We start from the raw sequence: 22,510 nt of genomic DNA on the forward strand, positions 1-22,510 counted from the left end.
ACTCCTTATAGATTGAATTGTTTCTTGATCTCAGCTAAGCGCACAGACGCTTCTTGTTTTCTTCCGTTTAAAACTTCGATTCCTTCAATGATTAAATTTACATATCTGTCTACATCATCTAAGGAAAGCGTAGGAAGGACTTCTTGTTCTAACTGACTGTTCGGAATAAATAAGCTTAATACACAGCTGGTTCCGGGAATACAGCCCACTCCGCCCATTACCTTATGGATAGAGTTAGACATGAAAGTCGTTCCACCTAAGTCTTCACTCGCAAATCTATTAAGTTCTGCAGCTATCTTTACCTTTTCAAAGGAAGTAGTGGCGACTGAAAACTTCTTCCCGAGTTCCTGAATGTACTCTCCTTGCTCTTTGGTGAGGGACTCCATGGCATTCTCAGATCTGCGCAGCAGCTCAGGACGATAAATTGCTGGGTAACCTAGATTTTCGGCACCCTTCAAAAGACATTCTGCAACCACTGAGTTGTCATGTTCCTCGTTTCCTCTGATAAGGAAAGTAGGCTTAGTAATTTCTGATGACACAGGTTGTGCACAAACTTTTCCTTCGATTACAAACGAAGGCAAACCATCAAGCCCGAGCTTTTGCATCAGCTCAATCTTGCCAAAGAGGTTTACATTACCTTCAATGTCTTCATTCGGCCCTAGTCCTCCGATGGAAGCGTTAGACAGGCCCATTACTGAAACATTAATGCCGTTAATGTTTAATCTGGTTCCAATAACTTTGCCGCAATTGCCTTCGACTTCTTCATCCGAGGACAAGAAAAATTCGGGGTACTGCTGCAAAAAGCTATCCATTGCAGCATTTGCCACGGCTGTCTGAAAAGCAACCGGAACTTCCATGGCACCTTGCCCTAGAATTCTTCCAAAAGTTTCGCATGCAATAGCTTGAGAATTTATAGCTTGTTTTCCGAGAGCATAAGAAGAAAGTCTTTTTTCAAAAGCTGTAATACCTCTTCTGGCAAACGCCTTCCCTATTCCTCCGCTCTTGGTTTTAACTTCAAAATAGGCGTCTTGACGCCCGGTTTTAACGTTTATTTCTACTATTTCCAAATCAATGCCCGTTGCTCTTTGAAGCATCGCAGTCACTGCACTCAACCCTCCTGAATCGTCTTGAATAAATCCAAGATGGCTATTTGCATGACCGCATCCGGCGTGTCCCACAATTCCCAGCTCGCTTTTGCCCTCTTTAATTAATTTAATCATTGACGCTCCCAAAAAGGCGAGAGACTTCAAATCCCTCGCCTATTTCAAAATTAGAGAATAGAAAGTGCCATGGAAATGCACAGTGCTACGAAGCAACCAAAGAGAATGGAAGGTCTTTGGAACAAGTTAGCTGGTTTAAGAGCTGAGCCAGGTACCACCGGAATAACTGTAGCCAGAGCTGCAACCGGACCGCCTGTCAAGAAGTATTGAATCAAAGATGCACCGGATGCGGCAGCGAAAGCAGCGGCAAAAGGATCAGCACCTGAAGCGAGTACTACTTGGAGGAAAGGAATAACTACAGCAACGGATGCTCCGTAAGATTGAGTCATGAAGCCGGTAACGAAAGATACGCAGAACATGATCAGGATCGGAGAGAACGAAAGCATCGGAGCTGCAAATGTAGAAATCGTATCTGCCAAACCAATCTGCTTAATAACCGTGCTCATGAATAAGAAGCCGATAGTTGCAACCAACGGAGTAGCAATAAGTCCAACACCTTGCATCATGGTCTGTTCGGAGGACTTCATATCCTTATGGGCAAGAACCATCACGACCAATGCTGAGGCCAAACCTACTAAGAAGATAGGCAAGCCAAGTACGAAACCAACCACTAAAACAATGAATGGGAGAAAAGCTCGGAAGGAGGTGGTCTTGTACTCTTTATTGTTAATCTCGGCCATGACTGCCAGTCTGTCTTCTTCAGAAATAGTGACACCGCGCTTGTGCATGTCACGGACAACACGAAGGCAGGACATGAAGAAAATTGAAAGAGCCGCAACTAAGCCAAGAACATTGAATAAACCGTAACCAATACCTGCAGTCGCCAGAATTGCTACCTGAGTTGGATGTGTAAAGCCGGCCAAGTTGCCGATATGGCCTGCGTGGCCCTGAATACCGGCGACCTTGTTCGGATCAACGCCTAAACGCACAGCAGCAGGACCTGTAATCACAGCAGTAATAACCGGCTGGGTAAAACCGGTTAAAGCACCGATACATCCGGCAGCAATACCGCCTGCGGTACAGACACCGGGGCCCCCGCCAATTTTATTTCCAACACGAACGATATCGCGAACGATAACATCCAAGAAACCGGTGGCCTGCATGATACCGATAAAGAGCAAGATGCCCGTCATATCTGCAATAACCGGATTCAAGCCGGAGTTAATCATTTTTGCGACTGTAACCGGAGCGCTTCCCGCAAGCGGGAAGCCGGCAACAATGGCGGAAATAGCCGCACCGGTAATAGCAGTAATGTAAATAGGCGTTAGGCCTGTAATCATAACTATTAGCGTCAATACCATTATGCATTGAGCTATGACGATTTGAGTTGTCATTTTTTCTCCAATGGATTTGAGTTTTGAGATTCCCTCAAGAAAATGATCTCAAGATCGCATTGCAGCTCAATAACAAAACTTTTAAAAATATTGCAAAAAAATTGCTAAATCTCAGTAATTACGCCTAACCAAGAAAGATGGACAAAAATAATGCTTTACTGCCGAAGAGTTATTCTTCCAGGAGAAGGTATCCGACGCTCGAATATGCTCCAATCACATCCCTCGTCAAACCGGCTTGCTCGAGCTTTCTTCGAATTCGAGCAAATGTAACCCTTAAGTACTGAACTTCTCCTATGTATTCGTCCCCCCAAACTGTTCTCAACAGTCTTTCGTGGGTTAAAACTTCTCCCGGATGTTTCATTAATTCAAAGAGTAATCGGAATTCTCTGTCTGTCAGCTTCACGTGTTCGTCGCCGACCATACAGTCTCTCTGAGAAAGATTAAGAGACAAATTGCCGCTTACCAAAACTTCTTGAGCCGGCCTTTGCACTGGCTTCACTCTTTGGCTTCTGCGAAGCACGGCTCGAATTCTCTCCAAAAGTTCTTGGATGTAAAACGGTTTAGAAATGAAGTCGTCGGCTCCTTCTCTAAAACCTTCAATAATCGTGGGTCTTTCATCTTTTGCTGAAAGAATAATGACGGGAACGTCTGAATACTTTCTTAATTGCTTTAACATTGCCATCCCGTCCATTTCCGGCATCATCAAATCAAGAAGAATCAAATCGGGTTTATTTAAAGAGTGATTAAAAACCTCCAATGCTCGCTTCCCGTCTTCTGCCTGGACGACGTCGAATCCTTCAAAAGCCAGATTAGTGCTAATCAGTCTTCTGATCTTTGTTTCATCATCAACCACCAGAATCAAAGAATTATTTGGATTCATACTGCCAACCTCAACTTAAAAGTAGTCCCTGTTCCTTTATTTCTTTCAGCCCAAATTCTGCCGCCGTGAGCTGCCATAATGCCGCGACAAATGGCTAAGCCTAACCCAGTTCCTCCCACTTTTCTATCCGCACCCATTTCTACTTGATAGAAAGAATCGAATATCTTCGAGAGATAGTTCTCCTTTACTCCTATTCCGTTATCTTGGAAAGCAATTTCTATTTCTTCTTTTACCAGACGAACCGTTACATGGCAAACCGGCTCCAATTTCGATCGATAGCGCGCCGCGTTACCAAAGATATTGATAAATACTTGAATCAGTCTGTCTTTGTCTGCCTTTAAAAATTCTGCACCTTCTTGGATTTGGGTTGTGATTTTTAATTCGGGATAATGTTGGCTGACGGCGCCGATAGCCTGATCAAGAAGGCGTCTAACGGAGTAAATCTTGGGACGGAGAACAATGGAGCCTGCCTCTATTCGAGACATATCCAACCAATCTTCAACCAGGCGCTGCAGTCTTGAACTCTCTTCTAGCATCTCCGAGAGCAATTCATGAGCAAATTCAGTATCTCTTTGGATAAGCTGCCGTTGAAGAGTCTCGACTTGAAGTCTCATTGTTGTCACAGGTGTTTTTAACTCGTGAGCAACCATCGAGACCAAGTTCTTTTTCATCCTTTCCATTGCTATATCTTGAGATATATCTCTTATTAAGAGACCGCGGCGTCTTCCGGAAAACCCGTAAAAGCCGGGAACGTTAAAAGCCGATGTTTCAATGAAAAAATCAGAATCCGTTGTGCTTGAATATCTTCGAGGACGCTCTTCTTGTTTGTCGAAACCTTCCTCTCCAAGTTCTGACGAACGGAATAGAGAAGAAAATAATTCTTCAAAATTTGGAACTTCCTGTTCCGGCATCAATCCTAAAAGGCGTCGAGCTGCTTTATTCCCATAAAGAAGGCTTCCTGTCTTTCCCACCAAGATAACTCCCTCAGTCATTGATTCCATCAAAGCCGTAAAACGGGAGGCTGAGGTTTTCAAGGAAGAATACATTTCTTGGTTATCCATAACAATTGCAATGGAATGGGCAAGCCTTAGAAGAGGACCGGAAGCAAACGATGAAGCATTTCCTTGTCCGCAATCAAAATATAAATAACCCAATCTGCTTCCGTCATTGGCTTTTACAGAGATGTACTGAAACACACTATCTGTAAGCATCTCCTTGGAAAAGAAAAGGGTAGGAATAGAAAAAATATCTTTGAATCGATTAATAGTTTTTGCGATAACAACGTCTACCGAGTCCTCCAGAGGAGCTAATAGCAGCTGCAGACTCTTCAACTCTTCTTTTCTTTGGTTTAAAGAAGCGGTACGTCTTTCAACTTGCTCACTCAATGCTTCATTAACAGATTCAAGCCTTTTTTGGCTCATTAGAACTGTGGCCGCCATTTCTTCGAACTTAGTTGAAAGAAGCTGCAACTCTAAAGGCGCAGTCTCTTTAAACACGTCGTCCATTTGAGAAATTTTGCCGGTTTTCTCAAATGCGCTGAACTGCTCAATCAACTTATGAACCGCTTCGTTGAGCTGTCTTCCTAAGACAGTCCCAACCACAAAGGCTGCGAGAATTGCTACCAACAGGAAAATACCTGAAGTCGTTAGTGATGAAAGAAGTTGTCTATCTCGAATTGCCAGAGGCTGACCCACAGCTAAAAGAAGATCGCCCGGAGAAACTTTCATGGCTGTTATTACTTGGGCTTCATTTCTTTTCTTGTCTGTTCTCCAAACGGCCGGGGAATTTTTTATTTTTTCAGTAGCCTCTTTGTAGAAGTCTTTTCCCCCTAGAGGGGAAAATGTAAAGTTCTCTCTTTTGATAGGTTTCTGAAAGAAACTCTGTCCTGAACTGTCGAGAAGCTGAATAGAGAACGGTTCGAGACCGATAATATGATCGAACACTTCAGAAAAATATTTTTCAGAGACGCAAGTTGTCAGCCAATAACCTTGGAGACGTAGCTCCTCTTTCACGGGAGAACCAAAGCAATACTGCGGGTGAGCACCTCCCGTATATTTATAAAATTCAAAGTCGCTCTTGGCGTATCGGAACTTTTGACGAAGTAAATGAAATAATCTTTCATCTTCGGGGCCGAGACTTTCCGGCTTCTGGAGACTAATAGTCTTGTCGCGAGAATCCTCTTGAGTTGGGACGAGGAAAAGAGAATTAAACGATGTCTGACGCGTAACTCTAGTCTGAGCCCACTCTTTAAAATAACTTTTAGGATTCTGTAAATGAATTGATAGTGAATCCAAACTTGAATCCAAAAATGATCGGATAGTTTCGATTTCATTCGAAAGCTGCCTTCCTAGCTGCTCCATTACTGCTATCTGCCTGACATCATTTTCCTCATTTTCTCTTTGAATCTGATTCAGGTGCATGAAAGCCAGCATAAACAATGGCATTAACGCTGTCCAGGTAATTGCTCGGGTCAAATAACCGCGGAAATCTTTCTGGATCATCTGCTCTTCCACTCGGACTTTTACAGTGGTAGGCAATGGAACTGAGAAACTAGGATTGGGAGAAGGCATTTTGTAAAATCCTCTTTTTTCGCCATTTTTGCATAGTGAAAATCTTTTGGTAAGTGTCCTTCTCATTTTTATTCACTTGCAACCTTTCTGGTGATTACCCCGAAAATGTATCCCGAGATACAGTCCTACCCTTTTTCGTGTAAAGAAGGTTACGGACAAAACAAGCTTACTCGGAGCAAAATACTCCTCATGGTGATTAGCAAAATTAGCTCGATGATTCAAAGAGTTATTGCTGTTAGCACTTAATTCCAAGGAGACTATATAAATGAAAAAACTGCTCACTATTGCCGTTTTAGCCACATTGTCCACAATGACATATGCCGCCGACAAAGTTATCGACACTGACATCGTTGTCGTCGGTCAAGGCGCCGCCGGTACAGCAGCTGCTTTCGCAGCAGGCGAACTTGGCGCTAAGGTCGTCGGATTAGAAAAGAAAGGACTCCCGGGCGGAACAGGCAACTTCTCTGAAGGTATCTTCGCTGTTGGTACAAAGATGCAGCGTGATTACTATATTCCTCTTACAAAGGACGAAACCTTTAAGAAGATCATGAACTATGGTCACTGGAGAAGCAACGCTCGTCTCGTAAGAGCTATCGTTGACAAATCCGCTGACACTGTTGACTGGATGATCAAGCACGGCGTTAAGTTTGAAAAACTTACAACAAACTATCCTGGCGGCCTCTACACTTGGCATATTTATGAAGGCCGCGGAGCCGGTTGGATTAACCTCTTCCAGAAGAAGTCCAAGAGCGATTACGGTGTTGAAGTCCTTTTCAATACACCTGCTGAAAAACTCCTTATGAAAGACGGTAAGGTTGCCGGCGTCATTGCAAAAGACAAAGACGGCAATACAGTTACTGTCAATGCTAAAGCCGTCATCATCGCAACCGGCGGTTTCGCTGACAACCCCGAAATGATGAAGAAGTACACACGTTTCCCAAATACTGACGGCTTAGCACAGTCCGGTAAAAACGGTGTAGGTATTCAGATGGCTTGGTCTGCCGGCGGCGGTAAAGAAGGCTTGGATGTTCAGCAGTCTTATCGTCCGGGCCCAAGAGGAGTAGGAACGACAAACCACGTTTCTGCCACTGCTAAGCAGCCTCATCTTTGGCTTACACCGGGCGGAGATCGTTTCTGCGACGAAACAATTATGGGCGACTGGCCCGCAGCCGGAAACGCTCTTGAAAGAATTGGTGGCCAGATGTGGGTTGTTTATGACAACAAGAACCTCAATTCCATGAAGCATGACGGTATCGTCCAGGGCGTCGGCGTAATGGTTCCAATCGGAGCAAAACTCACCAAATTCGAAGAAGAATGGCCGGCAGCTGAAAAAGCAGGTTGGGCAGTAAAAGCCAATACATTGGAAGAATTGGCCAAGAAGACCGGCATGGATCCTGAAAAACTGAAAGCCAGCGTTGAACAATACAACAATGCTGCAGAAGTTCGCCATGACGCACTCTTCGCTAAAGATCCGCAGTACATCTTCCCGGTTAAAGAAGGTCCTTTCTACGCAATCAAGAGCGTTGCCTCCTCTCTCGGTACACTCGGCGGCATCAAAGTTAACGATCGTCTCCAAGTCGTCACCGACAAGGATAAAGTTATTCCTAACCTCTACGCAGCAGGTTCCGACGTGGGCGGTATGTACGGTGACTCTTATGACCTCTTGATGGCCGGCTCTACCATTGGTTTTGCTGTTAACTCCGGCAGAATCGCTGCAGAAAGTGCTGTCAAAGATCACAATATCGGCAAAAAATAAAAAATAGTTTCTCCTGAACTGAACGGAAGCCGCCCTCGGGCGGCTTTCGTTTTGGCTGAAACGGTGTAAAACCGACTTTTCAAAACTTGGTGCACGTGAAAAAATTGACCCGTCCAATATTGAAATAAGAAACAAATGCGTCAAATTTTTCATGCCCTTCCCTGGATCCCTCCGAAGGAACCGCGAGAAGTCGCTGAGCTGTTCTCCCAGTATGGCGTTCCGCTCACTTATAAGTCAGGTCAGCTGCTTAAAAGCCGCGGAGAAAACAACAAACTATTCCTGATAACAAAAGGAGCTGCTGCCTATTACATCGCTGACAGATATAAAAGTCACCCAAGCGTTCTCAACTTATTAATTCCTGGCAGATCCGCCTGTGATCTGTCTGCTTTGACTGAAACCAAAGTCAATGTGACGACGCGTGCAATCGGCCCTTGCGAAGTTTTAGCCATGCATCCCCATTTGATTTCCAAATTTATGCTTGAACATTCTGAATTCAGTCTTGATTACGCCAAACATGTAGTTTTCAAACAAGAATGTTCAATAGAGGCTATGGTGGCTAATTTCACATTAGAACCGGCAGAGCGGCTCAGGCGCTTACTCAAAGTTCTTCTAATCAGCTATGAAAAACCGATCCCGTCAAATTCTTGGATTCGGATTCCTCTTGACTTAACGAACGAGCAGTACGGTTCCGTCGTAAATTTGACTCGTGTCTCCGTAAGCAGACTCTTTTCGGATTGGACCTCTAAAGGTCTTCTGAAAAAGAGCGGACGCACTGTGTATGTGATGTCTTCACTGTTCGATAATATGTACGATTGGGTTAAGTAATTTTTCGGCCGGCGTTTCCTCACCTTTGGAGAAGCATAAAAAAATGAATGTAGTTATTACAACATTAAATTTCACAGAAACAGCTCTCAGCAAGCTTAAAGAAGCAGGACTGAATGCATGGAAGTACAGCGGACCTGCCTTGGGTGCAGGGGGGAGCGAAGATATCCTGTACGAAGCAGTTAAAGATGCAGATATCATCATCGCCGGTACGGAAACCTACTCGCCAAGCCTCCTCAAACGACTGCACAAACTCAAATTGATCTCTCGAAACGGTATTGGATACGATGCAATAGATTTGAAGGCTCTCAAAGAGCTCGGCATCGGCCTGACCCGAACTACCGGCTTTGTCGAAGGTGCCGTAGCCGAACATGTTATGGCCTACATCCTTTATTTCGCCAGAAGAATTGATGCCCAAAACAAATCGATGCATGAACATGTTTGGGAACCAACACTGGAACCGGGTGCTAAAGGGAAAACTTTAGCTCTTTATGGCTTCGGAGGAATTGGGAAAGAAATCGCTAAAAGAGCCGTTCCTTTCAAAATGAATGTGATTTACTACTGCCGTCATCCAAATCTCGAGGATGAAAAAACTTATGGAGTCAAATACGTCGATGAAGAGACACTCCTTAGAGAAGGAGACTTCCTTTCTCTAAATGTTCCCTTAACTGATTCAACTTTCCATCTAATCGACAAAAATAAATTGGATCAGATGAAGACAGGCTCGATTTTGATCAATATTGCCAGAGGTCCTGTAATCGACGAATTTGCCGTCGCAGACGCATTAAAGTCCGGAAAACTTGGAGCTGCTGCAGTGGATGTGTTTCCCACGGAGCCCTGCACGAACTCACCTCTTGCAAACTGTCCGACGGCTGTCCTCACTCCTCATACGGCTTCTTCTACTATAGAAAATTCCGCTGAGATGAACATCGCTGCCGTTGATAATGTTTTGAATTATCTACAAGGAAGTCTCGACAACAAATACCTGGTTCTCAAGGGGGTTCGCTAGCGCAAATTCTCCTCTTGACCATATGCATCGAGAGGAGGATTTTGCATTAGTTGTTGAAAAAATCAGTCGTTTGCTATACAGCGGCTATCTAATCGACCGCGATAGTGTCTTACCCACTGAGAAAACTCTACCCCTTTAGGAAGGATCTGAGTTTCTACCGGAGGAAGCGTTACTTCGGAAGCATGCATTTGCTCTGGACTTAAAGCTGAGTAGGAAACCCGGATCTCTTCCTTATCACCAACTTTCCACTTTTCGAAAGTCAAATAGCCTCCCGGAACATTCTCATTTCTCATTCTGTCCGGTTGCTTCCAGTTCAAGTCAAACAAAGCGCCGAGATTAGCCAAGTTAGTGTCATGCCCGACTAAAAAAGTATATTTAGGACCGTCTGCTTTTTCTAATGACTCAATAATCTTCGCTCCTAGAGCCGATCCTTTGTAACGAGCCACTTCCATATCTCGGTTAAGAATTGAGAAAACGCCAACTCGTAAAGGCATAACTTTCAGTATCTCGGTCCAGGGCATCTGAGCCCAGCCCGGGATTTGGTCAGGCCATTGTCCCCACTCCAAAGCCAAAATTTCCGTAAAGCTTGAACCATAGTAAGGCCCCCCGCTCAAGCCAACTTTATGTTTACTAGCATGGCCTACCATTTCGCCGGAAAAATTGCCTTCGGTAACTTTATTTAATAGAGATATCTCTTGAGCGTAGACCTCAGAGACGCCTTTAGAGTTTTGGGTCAGTTTCTCAGCTAAAGAATCTGGATGTTTAATCTTACAAACCTTGGCTTTAAGCGGGGAAAACAGCTTCGAATGTTTTGCAGAAGTAACTTTGACTTTTATTCCACACTGTGGAAATAAGCCTTCGCTTATAGCCTCAGCTGTTTTAATTGTTCGTTCGTCTACGTCCGCAATGATTTCGACTTCATTCGGATTTGGGCATTGACCAAAAACGAATGGGCTTATTTTGCTGTTTTGTTTCCACGTTCCCTTAACCAATCTATATCCTCTTGGGGTCAAATACCCTTTTTCTACTCCCCAATTTGGCCATTGACGAGAACTCCATGAAGCAAGCGTTTCAGCAGACTGAGTCGGGGATCGAACTCCGTGTCTGGAAACTACTACAACTTTCTCCAGCTCTTCATAAACCGGTGTTCCTGGAATCGGCTCTTGAGAAAAACTGGAATTACATACAGATATAACTAACGCAGAAACTAGATAGGCCCACTTATTATTCATCATCCACTCCAGGAGGTTATTAAGAAGAATATATAGCGTGGAAAACAGTTTTCGGTTTAAAACCAACCGAATCGGTTAATCAGAAATAGTCAACCAAGTAGAGTTCTAATTAAGAAGTTTTTCTTGCTTCGAATAACGGAAAATGAATCATTAGTTTTAAATCTTAGGCAAATACCCTTAGAAACAAGCGGAGAATGTATCATTTTTTTTCAAACAGGCTCATTACATTTTTTTCTGTCAATCCGTTATTCAATTTCCAACTCTTGCAGAAGCGTGCTTCTCTTTCGCAAGCACTGATACCCAAGAGTTCCCTAATAGAATAACGCAGTTAGAAAACTTTATAACTAAAAATATTCTTCTGAGAAATAACGGCCTAAAATGTTGCTTGCTCATTATGTGTCAATTAAGATTTCTCTCACTTAATTATTTCAATTAACACATTGGAGTTTCAAATGAAATTATCTGCACGTAACGTTTTAGAAGGTAAAGTTGTTTCCATCAAAGAAGGCCCTGTTTCCACAGAAGTCACTATCGAACTCCCCTGCGGCACACAGGTAGTCTCCTCTATCACTTCTACTTCTGCCAAGTCTCTTAACCTCGAAGTTGGCAAAAAAGCTTACGCTGTGATCAAGGCTTCTAACGTTATGGTTGGCACAGACAACTAATTAATTCTCACCTCAGAGAATTAATGCGCTAAAGCGTATCAGCCTCCTTCGGGAGGCTTTGTCTTTTTCAGAACTTACTTCTGTGAGAGCCAAATTCGGTTCTCAGCCAAAATAGCTTTACACGCTGAAAATATAAGTAGCCAAGGCTAAGAAAATAAAGAAGCCGCCGGAGTCAGTGATGAAAGTAAGAAGAACCGAGCCGCCTAATGCCGGATCTCTTCCTAATTTTTTAAGAGTGAGCGGAACAAGAATAGCTACAACGGCACCCATTAGCATATTCAGCATCATCGCCATAAACATCGTCAGGCCGAGAAGTTTGCCGTCCGGAGAGTTGTAGTAAAGAGCCCAAGCAAAAAGCCCTGCGATAATTCCCCAGATAAATCCGTTGATAAGAGCAACTAAAACTTCTTTCTTAATAACGTCCAACTGGTTTGATTCTGTAATCTGGCCTGTCGCTAAAGAACGAACGAGCAGAGTTAATGTCTGATTACCGGAATTTCCGGCAATACCTGCAACAATCGGCATCAAAGCGGCCAAAGCCACAACCTTTTCGATTGTCCCGTCAAATGCAGAAATCACTCTGGATGCAAAGAATGCCGTAAACAAATTTATTCCAAGCCAAATCCAGCGGGCTTTTGCAGATGACCAAATGGATTCGAACAAGTCTTGGTCATCATCCAAACCGACGGCACCGAAAGCTTCTTCATCACTTTCTTCACGAATGATGTCGACGACTTCATTAACGGTCAAACGACCTACCAATCTGCCGCTTTCGTTAATTACAGGTGCACTAACGAGGTCATAACGTTCGAAGGCAGATGCCGCATCTCCGACATCTTCCAGAGGAGAAAGTGTCAAAACGTCGGCAACCATTACATTTTTAACCAACTGATCGGGAGCATGAGTAAGAATTCGATCAACCGGAAGAGTTCCCATTAATCTCTCATCTCTGTCCACTACAAACACTTGGTCAGTGTGATCAGGGAGTTTTTTTAAACGGCGTAAATAGCGAAGAACGACATCGAGCGTAACGTCTTGTTGAATTGAGACGATATCGAAGTCCATACGGGCACCCACGGAATCTTCCGGGTAGCTCATCGCAGCCCGCAGCTGTGCTCTCTCTTCGTGGGAAAGACCTTCCTGAACCTCAGCAACAACGTCCGGCGGCAAATCTTCAACAAGGTCAGCAATCTCGTCAGTGCCTAACTTTTCAACGGCATCGACAAGCTCGTCCTTGTTCATCGCATCAATAAGGGTTTCACGAACCGCTTCATTGACCTCAACAAGAATTTCACCGTCTTGGCTGGACCTGACACAGTCCCAGACAATCAAACGTTCATCAAGAGGAAGAGCTTCCAGAATATAGGCAACGTCAGCAGGATGCAGCTCAGATAGAGTATCCCGAAGATCGAGCCGAATGGCCTCTCTGTCTTTCAGATCTTTTCTATCCTCGGCCTCTTCGCCTTCTTCGATTAACTGTTGGACAAGCGCCAAAGCACGTGCCGCTGCTTCGGGGTCACGTGCTGTAATTTCTTCATCCTGGGCCAAGCCAATAGTGTTTTCTTGAAGGCTCAAGCTTCACTCCTCAAAGAGACACCTGGTCTCTCACATTGCTATTTTTTCGCTAACAGTTTCCTAATATATTCATAGACCGGCGTCGTTTCGGGCCGATGTCCAAGCCAGAAATTATAAGAATCAGCGGCCTGCTCGACAAGCATTCCCAGGCCGTCAGATGTAACTTTTGCGCCACCTTCTTTTGCAACTTGCATAAACGGTGTCGGATCAGCAGCATAAACCAGGTCGTAAGCTAGTTCACAATCTTCAAAGGCGTTTGCCGGAATTAGAGGAGCCTTATTCTGAAGGCTTGCAGGAGTGGCATTGATAATAAGATCGTATTGTTCAGAACCTGTCTCATCGTACAAAATACTTTGGATTCCGAATTCATCAGCGAGCTGCTGGGCGCGGGCAACCGAACGATTGGCAACTGAAATCTTTTTAGGAAGTTCGTCAAGAATGACCGGAAGCAGCCCTCTAACACTTCCGCCGGCCCCTAAAATCAAAATATTCTTATTTTTCAAAGAAAACTTCAGGCGCCCTTTTAGATCCTGAACAAAACCAATCCCGTCGGTATTCTCTCCGAGAACCTTATTTCCTTCAAATTTGAGAGTGTTAGCGGCAGTTGCTTGTCTTGCATAGGCCGTCGTTTTAGTGGAAAAACGATAGGCATCTACCTTAAAAGGAATGGTCACATTGACGCCCTTATATCCCTCTGAGATCAGATCTTCAATGTAACTTTCAAATTCTCCTAATGGAATTTCTATTTTTTCATAAGAAATATTGTCGCCAAACTGTTTAGCAAAGGCTTCATGAATTTCCGGTGACAAACTGTGGGCCACGGGGTTACCGACTACGGCGTATTTTGATTCTTTACCCATGTTTTTCCCTTTCTTAAAAATTTTTAAAGTTTCTTTTTCCCAAATAATAACACTCTCATGGGATGGCTCAATAGCTAATTTTTCTTATGAAAAATTTAATACCTATAGAGCAAAAAAGATCCTCCGCGCAAAATTAAACCCGCGGGGTCATTCCGCGGGCATTATCCCTTGACTATCAAGGGGTAAAGCGCATCTATTTTTAATTTATGAAGCCTTAATGCATTACTTTGAATATGTAGAAATTTCTTTCAGAAACCATTTTGAATTCCCAAAAGAAGAAATCTCTTAACTTGCTTCATTGGATTTTGGTTGCTCCGAATCATTGGAGTCAGTCTCAGGGGTCGGATTTTCCGGATTTTCTTGAGGCTCCTCAACTTCGACGAGTTCTTCCTCCGGTAAATCTTCAGCATCCTCTTGATCCAAAACTTCAACTAAGCGCAGTTCGAGAACAAGCTCAATGTAATCGACACCTACTACTCTCATAAGAAGGTTTTGTCCTCGAGGGTACTCCGGAAGTCCCGGTACTCTTTGCATCATTGGCAAACCTTCTAAGCGAACCAAATCTCCCTTAGCAACGGTGACTTTAATGTTTTCGATTTTCTCCTGTTCAATCCAGCGCAAAGACCAATAACGGTTCATTCGAGTCTGGAAGTCATTAAAAGCAGTGTATTTCGTATCAAAGTTGGAAATAATGCTGAATAAATCCAGATCATTAGATTTAAACGGAGGTTTCTCCTCTCTCACGGCAGCTATCAATTGACGTTGATTGACCATGTCAACATACCGTCGCAGCGGAGAAGTCGACCAAGCGTAGTACTCAACACCGATGCCGTCATGAGGTCCCGGAACGGAAGTCATCTTAACCTTGCCCATTCTCTGACTGCGGTATATGCCGGCTACCTTCTTTTTCTCCAACCACTCACCCCAAGAAGCATTGGCAAAAATCATTACCTCAGCCACCAATAAATCAAGGGGAGCTCCGCGTTTTCTGCCCTTCAGCTCAACAGTTGCGTTTTCATCTTCGCCTTTCAGATCAAAATACCAATCAATTTTTCCTACCGGCTCAGGGCGCCCGCGAACTTCTTCGCGTTTTTGCTGAAGATGTTTTGCAAAGTGCCAAACCCAAGACATTTCTTTACCGAACGGTATGTCCAAAGTGTTGTCTCGGACAGCCTCTTCTGTCACTTGGCTTTCAATCTTGTCGTACCACAAGTTAGCGGCGATTTTGATTCTCTCTAATCGTGTTTCCGTCACGACTACTTCGAACGTCTCGTTATCTACTAAAGCATACAAAGATAAAACCGGACAAATGTTTCCTTCATCTAAAGAAAAGGCTTTAACCCAGCTTTTCGGCAGCATCGTCGTCTTCAGACCGGGAGCATACACAGTAGACATTCTTTCTCGTGCAGCTTTATCCACTTCAGAGTCAGTCAAGATTCCAAGACCGGGCGCTGAAATGTGAATACCTAGCTTGGTTCTGTTGTCTCCCACGGGTGTCACGGAAACCGCATCATCAATTTCCGTTGTGTTGGAATCGTCAATCGAAAAAGCTTGGCCGTCTGCAAGAGGAAGATCCTCAAAACTTTCCTTTTGAGGTTCCGGAAAGGTCTTCGGAAATTCTTTTCCTTTAGGAAAGTTAATAGAAAAGAAATTCTCTACGTGGTATCTCCATGCGTTAGGAATCGCTTTTACTTCTAAAAGCAGTCTTAGAGGAGAACAGCTTCTAATGTCGGTTGCTTCTTTCAGCGCTTTCCACTCAATAGAGTTTTTGTCGGGCTTAGACAAAAGCTGAATTGCCTGAGCAGCGATAGCCTCGGGAGCTCGGCCTTCGAGAAGTTCCTTGACGTAAGCATCTTTTTGTTCGTCCAGCTTTCTCTTTCTTTCAATTGCCGCCAGAGCAAGTTTGAGAGTCTCTTCGGGAGCTGCTCTGTATTTTCCTCGACCTTTTCTATAAAAGTAGACGGGATTGGCATGGAGACGGAAAAGAGTTCCGGCCTGTTCAAGCTTGCCGGCTTCTTCCCCGAAATATTCCTTTGCAGCATCCTGATAAGTAAATTCTTCAGCTGCAGCGAACTCCCAAAGCAAATCTAAATCAATAGTTTCAGCTACAGCCTGAGCCTGCTGGATAAATTCGAGAGGAGAAGGCGCGGAAAATTCAAAAAAACTATGTGATTTTTTAACTTTTATTCGTTTTCCTGTCGGTAATTCAATCTGATAAGCAGCGTCCGTCGCGTTCAGAATGACTCCTGCCTTAAAAGCACCGTCTTCTTCGAAAAATAAATTCATTATCATCCTTTCTTTGAGAAAGCAGATCTTACCTGGAGATTCTGTCATGAAGGAAATTCATAACATCATCTGCAAGAGAATCAAACTCTGAGAGTCTGTGGTCAGCTCCGTGCACAATCTTGACATTAGTCCCATGGTAAAACTCCTCACCATCGTGCCAATTGAGCACTTCATCCTTATCGCCCAAGATTGTCAAATAATTAGAAGGAGTTTTAAGACGGTTAACAGCTAATGCCTTTAATTCTTCTTCGTACTCCGGATACACAACGATCTTGTCGCCGGTCTGTTCTACATAGTGCACTCCGACCTTATCTTCCATAAAAAGCCAAGGCCGAACAGCAGGATTTAGAAGAACAGCCTTTTTTCCGAATTTTTCCGCTGCCCAGGTGGCATAAAAACCACCTAACGATGAACCGATAAAACAAAAATCATCCGTTTGAACCTGATCTACGGCAGCCATAATGATCTCTGCGGCTTTCTTCGGTCCTACAAAAATCTCCGGAGCTATAAAAGGAATTCCTCTCTGAAGATGCCTTTGCGCCAAAATCTTTCCTTTGTTGGAATACGGAGAAGAAAGAAATCCATGAATATAGATAGTAGTGCTATTCATTAGTAGACCTCTGTCGGAGAGCTTTCAGAAGTTTTTCATGGATATTGCCGAAGCCTCCGTTGCTCATTACCAAAATTGCATCTCCCGGCTCGGCAGCCTTCACTGCTGCTTCGGCCACTTCCTCAAGATGACTAAAGGCTTTAGCTTTATTCCCAAGCGGCTTGAGGGCTTCTGCCACATCCCAATGCACTGCAGGAGATTGGAAACAGACAACTTCATCGGCCAACTCCAGTGATCCGGGAAGTTTGTCTTTCATACTCCCAAGTTTCATCGTATTTGACCGAGGTTCAAGCACCGCAATGATTCTTCCCTCTCTCTGGACGCTTCTTTGTGCCTTAAGAGTCTCTTCGATGGCGGTTGGATGATGTGCGAAATCATCAATAACTTTGACTCCGTCTTCCGTTCCTTTGAGTTCCAGTCTGCGTTTTACACCTTCAAAGGACTCCATATGATGCAAAGCATCGACAGCAGAAATTCCGATTGCAGCTGCCGCAGCTACTGCGGCAATTGTGTTCATCCGGTTATGATGTCCGGGTAACGGAGAAGGAACTTCTCCGATTTCCTTAGAACCGGCGAACAATCGCGGATCCTCATAGTCTTTTAATTGCCAGTTGTCTGAATCTGAAGTGCCGAAAGATTCAGCCGGAGTCCAAAGCCCCATTTCTAATACTTCTTTAAGAGCTTCGCTTTCGCCGTTATAAATTACTCTTCCCTGCGATGGAATAGTTCTGACTAAATGATGGAACTGTCTTTGAATTGCTTGGATATTCGGAAAAATATCAGCATGGTCATATTCTAGGTTGTTCAGAATAGCCACCCAGGGGCGGTAATGAACAAACTTGCTTCTCTTATCAAAGAATGCCGTGTCGTATTCATCTGCTTCAATTACAAAATATTCTGAGTCAGTCAAACGTGCAGAACGATGGTAATTATTAGGAACTCCCCCAATTAAAAAGCTTGGATTCAAACCAGCTTCTTCCAAAATCCATGTCAGCATGGAACTTGTAGTAGTTTTACCATGTGTACCCGCAACGGCTAAAACTTTCTTCTTCCACAAAATGTTTTCTGCGAGCCACTGAGGCCCTGAAGTATACGGAGCTCCTGAATTAAGAATAGCTTCAAGAAGAGGGTTTCCTCGAGAGATAGCATTACCGATAATATACAAGTCAGGATTTAACTTTAACTGCTCAGGATCGTAGCCCTCGATGAGGTCAATTCCAGCTTCCTTAAGCTGATCTGACATCGGTGGATAAACAGCTGCATCACAGCCGCTGACCCTGATACCTAGGGATTTGGCCAGCTGAGCAATTCCTCCCATGAAGGTCCCGCAAATACCAACAATATGAATATGCACAATTTCTCCGAACATCTATCTCGTAATCAAAGAACTATAGATCGAGGCGCTCTTTAGTCTCAAGACTATACATAAGAAATTTGGTAACGATTTAGACGTCAGACAGCTCAGAATAATTTTTTCTTGGTTTTGCGGCATTCTGAGCGCCTAGAATTTGTTACGTTTTCATAAAAAACTAAGGACACCGTGATTCAGCCTAATAAATATGCAGCCCTTGCTGCCGGCATAATCGCCGAAAAAGGGCTTCCTTGGAACGAAGCCAGAAGCGAAATACTTGAAAGTAATCCGCATCTTTCCACTTCTATGCTTCCGTCGGATGAACAAATCGAGACGGCACTAAGGGAACATTACGCAATTTTTGATCCGGAAGGACATAAAGAGCGTCTAAGGGAGCTTCGGTTGATGGCTCTAACGGTCATGAAGGAGTTAGAGCAATACTCTCCGCTTTTAACCAAAGGTGTTCTCAACGGATGCGCAGATAAATTCTCTAATATTTATATCGATCTGGCTGCGGACGATCCTAAAGAAGTAGAGTTATTCTTGTTGGATAGAAATATTGATTTTGAGTCTTATCCTGTGGAAGCAAGAACTAAAAGAGATCCGGTTGAAGAACTAATTGTCGAAGCACCTTCATTGAGAAACGGTGTACTTCGCGATCAACACATCTCTGTCTGGGTAGTATTACGCGTCTACGACGCTCGCCAGCCAGGAAAGAAAAAGCAAAACAAACTTCCTGATCGATGGCAAATCGAAGAAGAAAGCTTCAAGTTTGCCACAATTGAAGATCTTGCAAAAATTCTCGATAAAACTAAATAACCGGAAGATTTTCTGCTTTTTTCGCTTATCTTCGCCGATCTTTACATATTTCTTTAGCGTTTTAATAAGGAACTTAAAGCCCCGTTCTCCCTCTCATCAATTCGTCAAGATAGATACAAATAGCCCGATTTCTTAATGTTTTTAGAGAAAGTTAAGTACTATACTTACGAAATGAATAACTCTAAGGGGAGCTAAGAGATTTTCTTCGAGTCTCCCTGAACGTGATGAACAAAATTTTGCTGCTTAACGGCCCCAATCTAAATCTTTTAGGCAGAAGAGAGCCTGAAAAATATGGATCTGTGACCCTAGAACAAATTGAGAACGAACTTAGTCAAAAATGTGCTTCTTACGATGTTGAGCTGATTTGCTATCAGAGCAACCACGAGGGAGACCTTGTTGACAAAATTCATCAAGCCGCCAGAGAAGAAGTCGACGCAGTCATCATCAATCCCGGCGCATACACTCACACAAGCATTGCTATTAGAGATGCCTTCTTGTCAGTCAACATTCCTTTTATAGAAGTCCATCTTACAAACATCTTTGCTAGAGAACCTTTTAGACATCATTCCTATCTGTCCGATATCGCTAGAGGATGCATTATCGGCTTAGGTTATAAAGGGTATCTGCTGGCGGCTGAATATTTAATTAATTCTAATTAGAGAAGAGGATCATCATGGATCTGCGTAAACTTAAAACACTTATTGATTTGGTACAGGCTTCAGGTGTTTCCGAGTTGGAAATTACTGAAGAAGGCGAAAAAGTCAGAATCGTCAACAAACCGGTATCTGTTGCTGCTCAACCAGCCGCAGTAGAAGTTCCTCAGCCAGTTTACAGACCGGCAGAGCCTGCAGCTGCACCTGCGGCCGCACCCTCTCCTGCTCCGAAGGCCGCTGCTCCGTCCGGAACTCAGGTAACAAGCCCGATGGTAGGCACTTTCTACCGCGCTCCTAGCCCCGGCGCTGATCCTTTCGTTCAGGTCGGTTCTCAGGTAAAGAAAGGCGACACCTTATGCATTATTGAAGCCATGAAGCTGCTTAACGAAATTGAAGCAGAAGTCAGCGGTACCGTAAAAGAAATTCTTGTTGATAATGCTCAGCCTGTTGAATTTGGACAAGCCCTCTTTGTTATTGAGTAACCATGTTTGGAAAAATCTTAATTGCCAACCGAGGTGAAATTGCCCTCAGAATTCAACGTGCTTGTAAAGAAATGGGCATTAAAACGGTGGTTGCTCATTCTTTGGCAGACACTGACGCCAAGTACGTTAGGCTTGCAGATGAGTCCGTCTGTATCGGACCGGCTCCCGTTCACCAAAGTTATTTGAATATCCCAGCTTTAATTAGTGCGGCTGAAGTCACCGACGCCGAGGCTATTCACCCGGGTTACGGCTTTCTTTCGGAAAATGCAGACTTCGCTGAACGCGTAGAATCCAGTGGGTTCGTATTTATAGGGCCTCGCCCGGAAACTATCCGTTTAATGGGTGATAAAGTTTCGGCCAAACAAGCCATGATTGAAGCCGGCGTTCCTTGCGTTCCGGGTTCAGGCGGTGCACTGCCGGATGACCCGAAAGAAATTATTCGTCTGGCGCGTGAAGTCGGCTATCCGGTCATTATTAAAGCAGCCGGTGGCGGCGGCGGCCGAGGAATGAAAGTCGTTCACACCGAAGCCGCTCTAATTAATGCGGTCAATACCACAAGGCAAGAAGCTAAAGCCGCTTTCGGCAACGGCACCGTTTATCTGGAAAAATTCCTTGAAAATCCTCGTCACATCGAGATTCAAGTACTTTCAGACTCTTTCAGAAATGCTATCTGGCTTGGTGAAAGAGACTGTTCTATACAAAGACGCAATCAGAAAGTCATTGAAGAAGCTCCGGCTATCGGTATTCCTCGCCGTCAAATCGAAAAAATCGGCGAACGCTGCGTAGACGGCTGCAGAAAGATTGGCTATCGCGGTGCCGGTACCTTTGAATTCTTGTACGAGAACGGAGAGTTCTACTTCATCGAAATGAATACTCGCATTCAGGTTGAACATCCGGTCACAGAGTTAATTACAGGCGTGGATCTGGTCCAGGAGCAGATCAAAATTGCTGCCGGCGAACGTCTAAGCTATCGTCAAAGAGATATTCAAATCAGAGGCCATGCCATTGAATGCCGACTTAACGCTGAAGATCCGTTTAGATTCACACCGAGCCCCGGAAGAATCTCAACTTTCCATGCACCGGGAGGTCCCGGCATCCGTGTTGACTCCCACATTTACCCGGGATATTTTGTACCTCCGCACTACGATTCAATGATCGGCAAGCTGATCTCTTACGGCGACACACGTGAGCAAGCAATTGCACGCATGAGATGTGCTTTGTCCGAAACTGTCGTTGAAGGAATTTCTACAAATATTCCTCTTCACAGAGAAATGATGATTGACCAAACTTATTTAAAGGGCGGTCCCAGCATCCACTATCTGGAAGAAAAGCTCTCGCACATGAACCGTAAACACGCATAGGCTGCTAAATGCTCAAAGAATTTTCAATTTTGGTCGAAAAAGACGAAGCCGAAGAACTTTCGGATTTCTTAATGGACGAAGGTGTCTATTCAGTCAGTATCGAAGATGCCGATGCCGACAGCGAAGACGAGGCCCCGCTTTACGGTGAACCCGGTCTCGAGCCCGAAAGACTGGCTTGGAATCGTTCCAGATTGAAAATTCTTGTCCCGGCAGACTTTCCTATTGCGAAAGTTTTAAATAAATGCTGCGATGAACTGCACTTTAGAGTTCCGGAGATTGAGGCAGAAACCATTGTCCCGGATAACGATTGGGTACGCATTACGCAAGCTCAATTTTCTCCAACTCAAATCTCCGAAAAACTCTGGATTGTTCCGTCCTGGCATCAACCTCCCAATCCCAATGCAATCAATATCAGACTTGATCCGGGCGTTGCGTTCGGTACAGGGACTCATCCTACAACCCATCTTTGTCTTGAATGGCTGAGTTCGCATGATCTTTGCGGCCGCAGTGTTCTCGACTACGGCTGTGGTTCTGGAATTCTTGCCGTAGCAGCAAAGAAACTTGGTGCTGATATTGTTATGGGCACCGATATCGACCCGCAATCCATCGAAGCGGCTAAATACAATGCCGAGCAGAATGGAGTTGAGGCAGGCTTCTATCTCCCGTCCAAATTGCCTGATGAAAAATTTGATGTGGTGGTAGCTAATATTTTGAGCAACCCCCTCCGAATCTTGGCTCCTGCACTCATATCCCGCGTAAAAGACGGCGGATCCTTGGTTTTATCGGGTATATTAGAGAGACAAGCTGAAGAGCTAATGGAACTTTACAACGGGCTGTGTGCTACCCTGGATCTGAAGATTTGGAAAACTTCGGAAGGATGGGTGTGCTTAGCAGGACAAAAGAAATAACCGAGCGAGCAGAATATGGAGCCGAAAATCTCTGGCAATTCAAAAGGTCTTAGATTTCCTTATGAACCGAGTCTTTCTCAACCTTTAAAGCGAAAAGAAGACTTAATTCCGAGGATT

19 protein-coding genes are annotated in these 22,510 nt (G+C 44.2%); 9 read left to right on the top strand and 10 right to left on the bottom strand.

Annotated features, from left to right (window positions below; translation table 11 throughout):
- Positions 1 to 5: 5 nt before the first annotated feature.
- From RDK53_RS01750 to RDK53_RS01765, 4 genes are all read right to left on the bottom strand, one after another.
- On the bottom strand, positions 6 to 1,220 hold the full coding sequence (locus tag RDK53_RS01750) for a hypothetical protein (RefSeq protein WP_308513005.1): 1,215 nt from the start codon (positions 1,218 to 1,220) through the stop codon (positions 6 to 8).
- A gap of 50 nt (positions 1,221 to 1,270) precedes the next feature.
- A complete protein-coding gene (locus RDK53_RS01755; protein ID WP_308513006.1) occupies positions 1,271 to 2,554 on the bottom strand; it encodes a citrate transporter in 1,284 nt (427 codons plus the stop codon).
- Between the two features lie 169 nt (positions 2,555 to 2,723).
- The gene (locus tag RDK53_RS01760) at positions 2,724 to 3,434 is read right to left on the bottom strand and encodes a response regulator transcription factor (RefSeq protein ID WP_308513007.1); all 711 of its coding nucleotides are present in this window, start codon (positions 3,432 to 3,434) and stop codon (positions 2,724 to 2,726) included.
- Complete coding sequence (locus RDK53_RS01765; RefSeq protein ID WP_308513008.1) at positions 3,431 to 6,004, bottom strand: ATP-binding protein; 2,574 nt, start codon at positions 6,002 to 6,004, stop codon at positions 3,431 to 3,433. The genes RDK53_RS01760 and RDK53_RS01765 overlap by 4 nt, the downstream gene beginning before the upstream one ends.
- Before the next feature lie 265 nt (positions 6,005 to 6,269).
- Between RDK53_RS01765 and RDK53_RS01770 the strand changes: the two genes are divergently transcribed.
- The 3 genes from RDK53_RS01770 to RDK53_RS01780 all read left to right on the top strand — a co-directional run bounded on the left by RDK53_RS01770 (position 6,270) and on the right by RDK53_RS01780 (position 9,591).
- On the top strand, positions 6,270 to 7,760 hold the full coding sequence (locus tag RDK53_RS01770; RefSeq protein WP_066593765.1) for an FAD-dependent oxidoreductase: 1,491 nt from the start codon (positions 6,270 to 6,272) through the stop codon (positions 7,758 to 7,760).
- A gap of 135 nt (positions 7,761 to 7,895) precedes the next feature.
- Complete coding sequence (locus tag RDK53_RS01775) at positions 7,896 to 8,585, top strand: Crp/Fnr family transcriptional regulator (protein ID WP_308513009.1); 690 nt, start codon at positions 7,896 to 7,898, stop codon at positions 8,583 to 8,585.
- Positions 8,586 to 8,628: 43 nt separating this feature from the next.
- A complete protein-coding gene (locus RDK53_RS01780; protein ID WP_308513010.1) occupies positions 8,629 to 9,591 on the top strand; it encodes an NAD(P)-dependent oxidoreductase in 963 nt (320 codons plus the stop codon).
- Positions 9,592 to 9,653: 62 nt separating this feature from the next.
- Here RDK53_RS01780 and RDK53_RS01785 read toward each other — a convergent pair whose 3' ends face one another.
- On the bottom strand, positions 9,654 to 10,823 hold the full coding sequence (locus RDK53_RS01785; RefSeq protein WP_308513011.1) for a histidine-type phosphatase: 1,170 nt from the start codon (positions 10,821 to 10,823) through the stop codon (positions 9,654 to 9,656).
- A 452-nt stretch (positions 10,824 to 11,275) separates the two neighbouring features.
- Here RDK53_RS01785 and RDK53_RS01790 point away from each other — a divergent pair, with 452 nt between their 5' ends.
- Positions 11,276 to 11,488, top strand: coding sequence for a molybdopterin-binding protein (locus tag RDK53_RS01790; RefSeq protein ID WP_308513012.1), 213 nt, complete (start codon positions 11,276 to 11,278; stop codon positions 11,486 to 11,488).
- Positions 11,489 to 11,605: 117 nt separating this feature from the next.
- Here RDK53_RS01790 and mgtE read toward each other — a convergent pair whose 3' ends face one another.
- The 5 genes from mgtE to mpl all read right to left on the bottom strand — a co-directional run bounded on the left by mgtE (position 11,606) and on the right by mpl (position 18,173).
- Positions 11,606 to 13,063 carry a magnesium transporter gene (gene mgtE / locus RDK53_RS01795; protein ID WP_308513013.1) on the bottom strand — a complete coding sequence of 486 codons (1,458 nt, stop codon included), beginning with the start codon at positions 13,061 to 13,063 and terminating at the stop codon, positions 11,606 to 11,608.
- A gap of 38 nt (positions 13,064 to 13,101) precedes the next feature.
- Positions 13,102 to 13,923 (bottom strand): shikimate dehydrogenase, encoded by an 822-nt coding sequence (gene aroE, locus RDK53_RS01800; protein ID WP_308513014.1) that lies wholly within the window; start codon positions 13,921 to 13,923, stop codon positions 13,102 to 13,104.
- A gap of 285 nt (positions 13,924 to 14,208) precedes the next feature.
- Entirely contained in the window at positions 14,209 to 16,209 is a 2,001-nt protein-coding gene (locus tag RDK53_RS01805; RefSeq protein ID WP_308513015.1) for an RNB domain-containing ribonuclease, read from the bottom strand.
- Positions 16,210 to 16,237: 28 nt separating this feature from the next.
- Positions 16,238 to 16,819 (bottom strand): YqiA/YcfP family alpha/beta fold hydrolase, encoded by a 582-nt coding sequence (locus tag RDK53_RS01810; RefSeq protein WP_308513016.1) that lies wholly within the window; start codon positions 16,817 to 16,819, stop codon positions 16,238 to 16,240.
- Positions 16,812 to 18,173, bottom strand: a complete 1,362-nt coding sequence (mpl, locus tag RDK53_RS01815; protein WP_308513017.1) for a UDP-N-acetylmuramate:L-alanyl-gamma-D-glutamyl-meso-diaminopimelate ligase — start codon at positions 18,171 to 18,173, stop codon at positions 16,812 to 16,814. The genes RDK53_RS01810 and mpl overlap by 8 nt, the downstream gene beginning before the upstream one ends.
- A 186-nt stretch (positions 18,174 to 18,359) precedes the next feature.
- Between mpl and RDK53_RS01820 the strand changes: the two genes are divergently transcribed.
- The 5 genes from RDK53_RS01820 to prmA all read left to right on the top strand — a co-directional run bounded on the left by RDK53_RS01820 (position 18,360) and on the right by prmA (position 22,393).
- A complete protein-coding gene (locus RDK53_RS01820; protein ID WP_308513018.1) occupies positions 18,360 to 18,989 on the top strand; it encodes a hypothetical protein in 630 nt (209 codons plus the stop codon).
- A 224-nt stretch (positions 18,990 to 19,213) separates the two neighbouring features.
- The gene (gene aroQ / locus RDK53_RS01825) at positions 19,214 to 19,648 is read left to right on the top strand and encodes a type II 3-dehydroquinate dehydratase (protein WP_308513019.1); all 435 of its coding nucleotides are present in this window, start codon (positions 19,214 to 19,216) and stop codon (positions 19,646 to 19,648) included.
- A gap of 14 nt (positions 19,649 to 19,662) precedes the next feature.
- Positions 19,663 to 20,124, top strand: coding sequence for an acetyl-CoA carboxylase biotin carboxyl carrier protein (accB, locus tag RDK53_RS01830; protein WP_308513020.1), 462 nt, complete (start codon positions 19,663 to 19,665; stop codon positions 20,122 to 20,124).
- Between the two features lie 2 nt (positions 20,125 to 20,126).
- A complete protein-coding gene (gene accC / locus RDK53_RS01835) occupies positions 20,127 to 21,485 on the top strand; it encodes an acetyl-CoA carboxylase biotin carboxylase subunit (RefSeq protein WP_066593795.1) in 1,359 nt (452 codons plus the stop codon).
- 8 nt (positions 21,486 to 21,493) lie between these two features.
- Positions 21,494 to 22,393, top strand: coding sequence for a 50S ribosomal protein L11 methyltransferase (gene prmA, locus RDK53_RS01840; protein WP_308513021.1), 900 nt, complete (start codon positions 21,494 to 21,496; stop codon positions 22,391 to 22,393).
- The last annotated feature ends 117 nt before the right edge of the window (positions 22,394 to 22,510 follow it).

This window comes from uncultured Turicimonas sp., assembly GCF_902477955.1.
Lineage (GTDB): Bacteria > Pseudomonadota > Gammaproteobacteria > Burkholderiales > Burkholderiaceae_F > Turicimonas.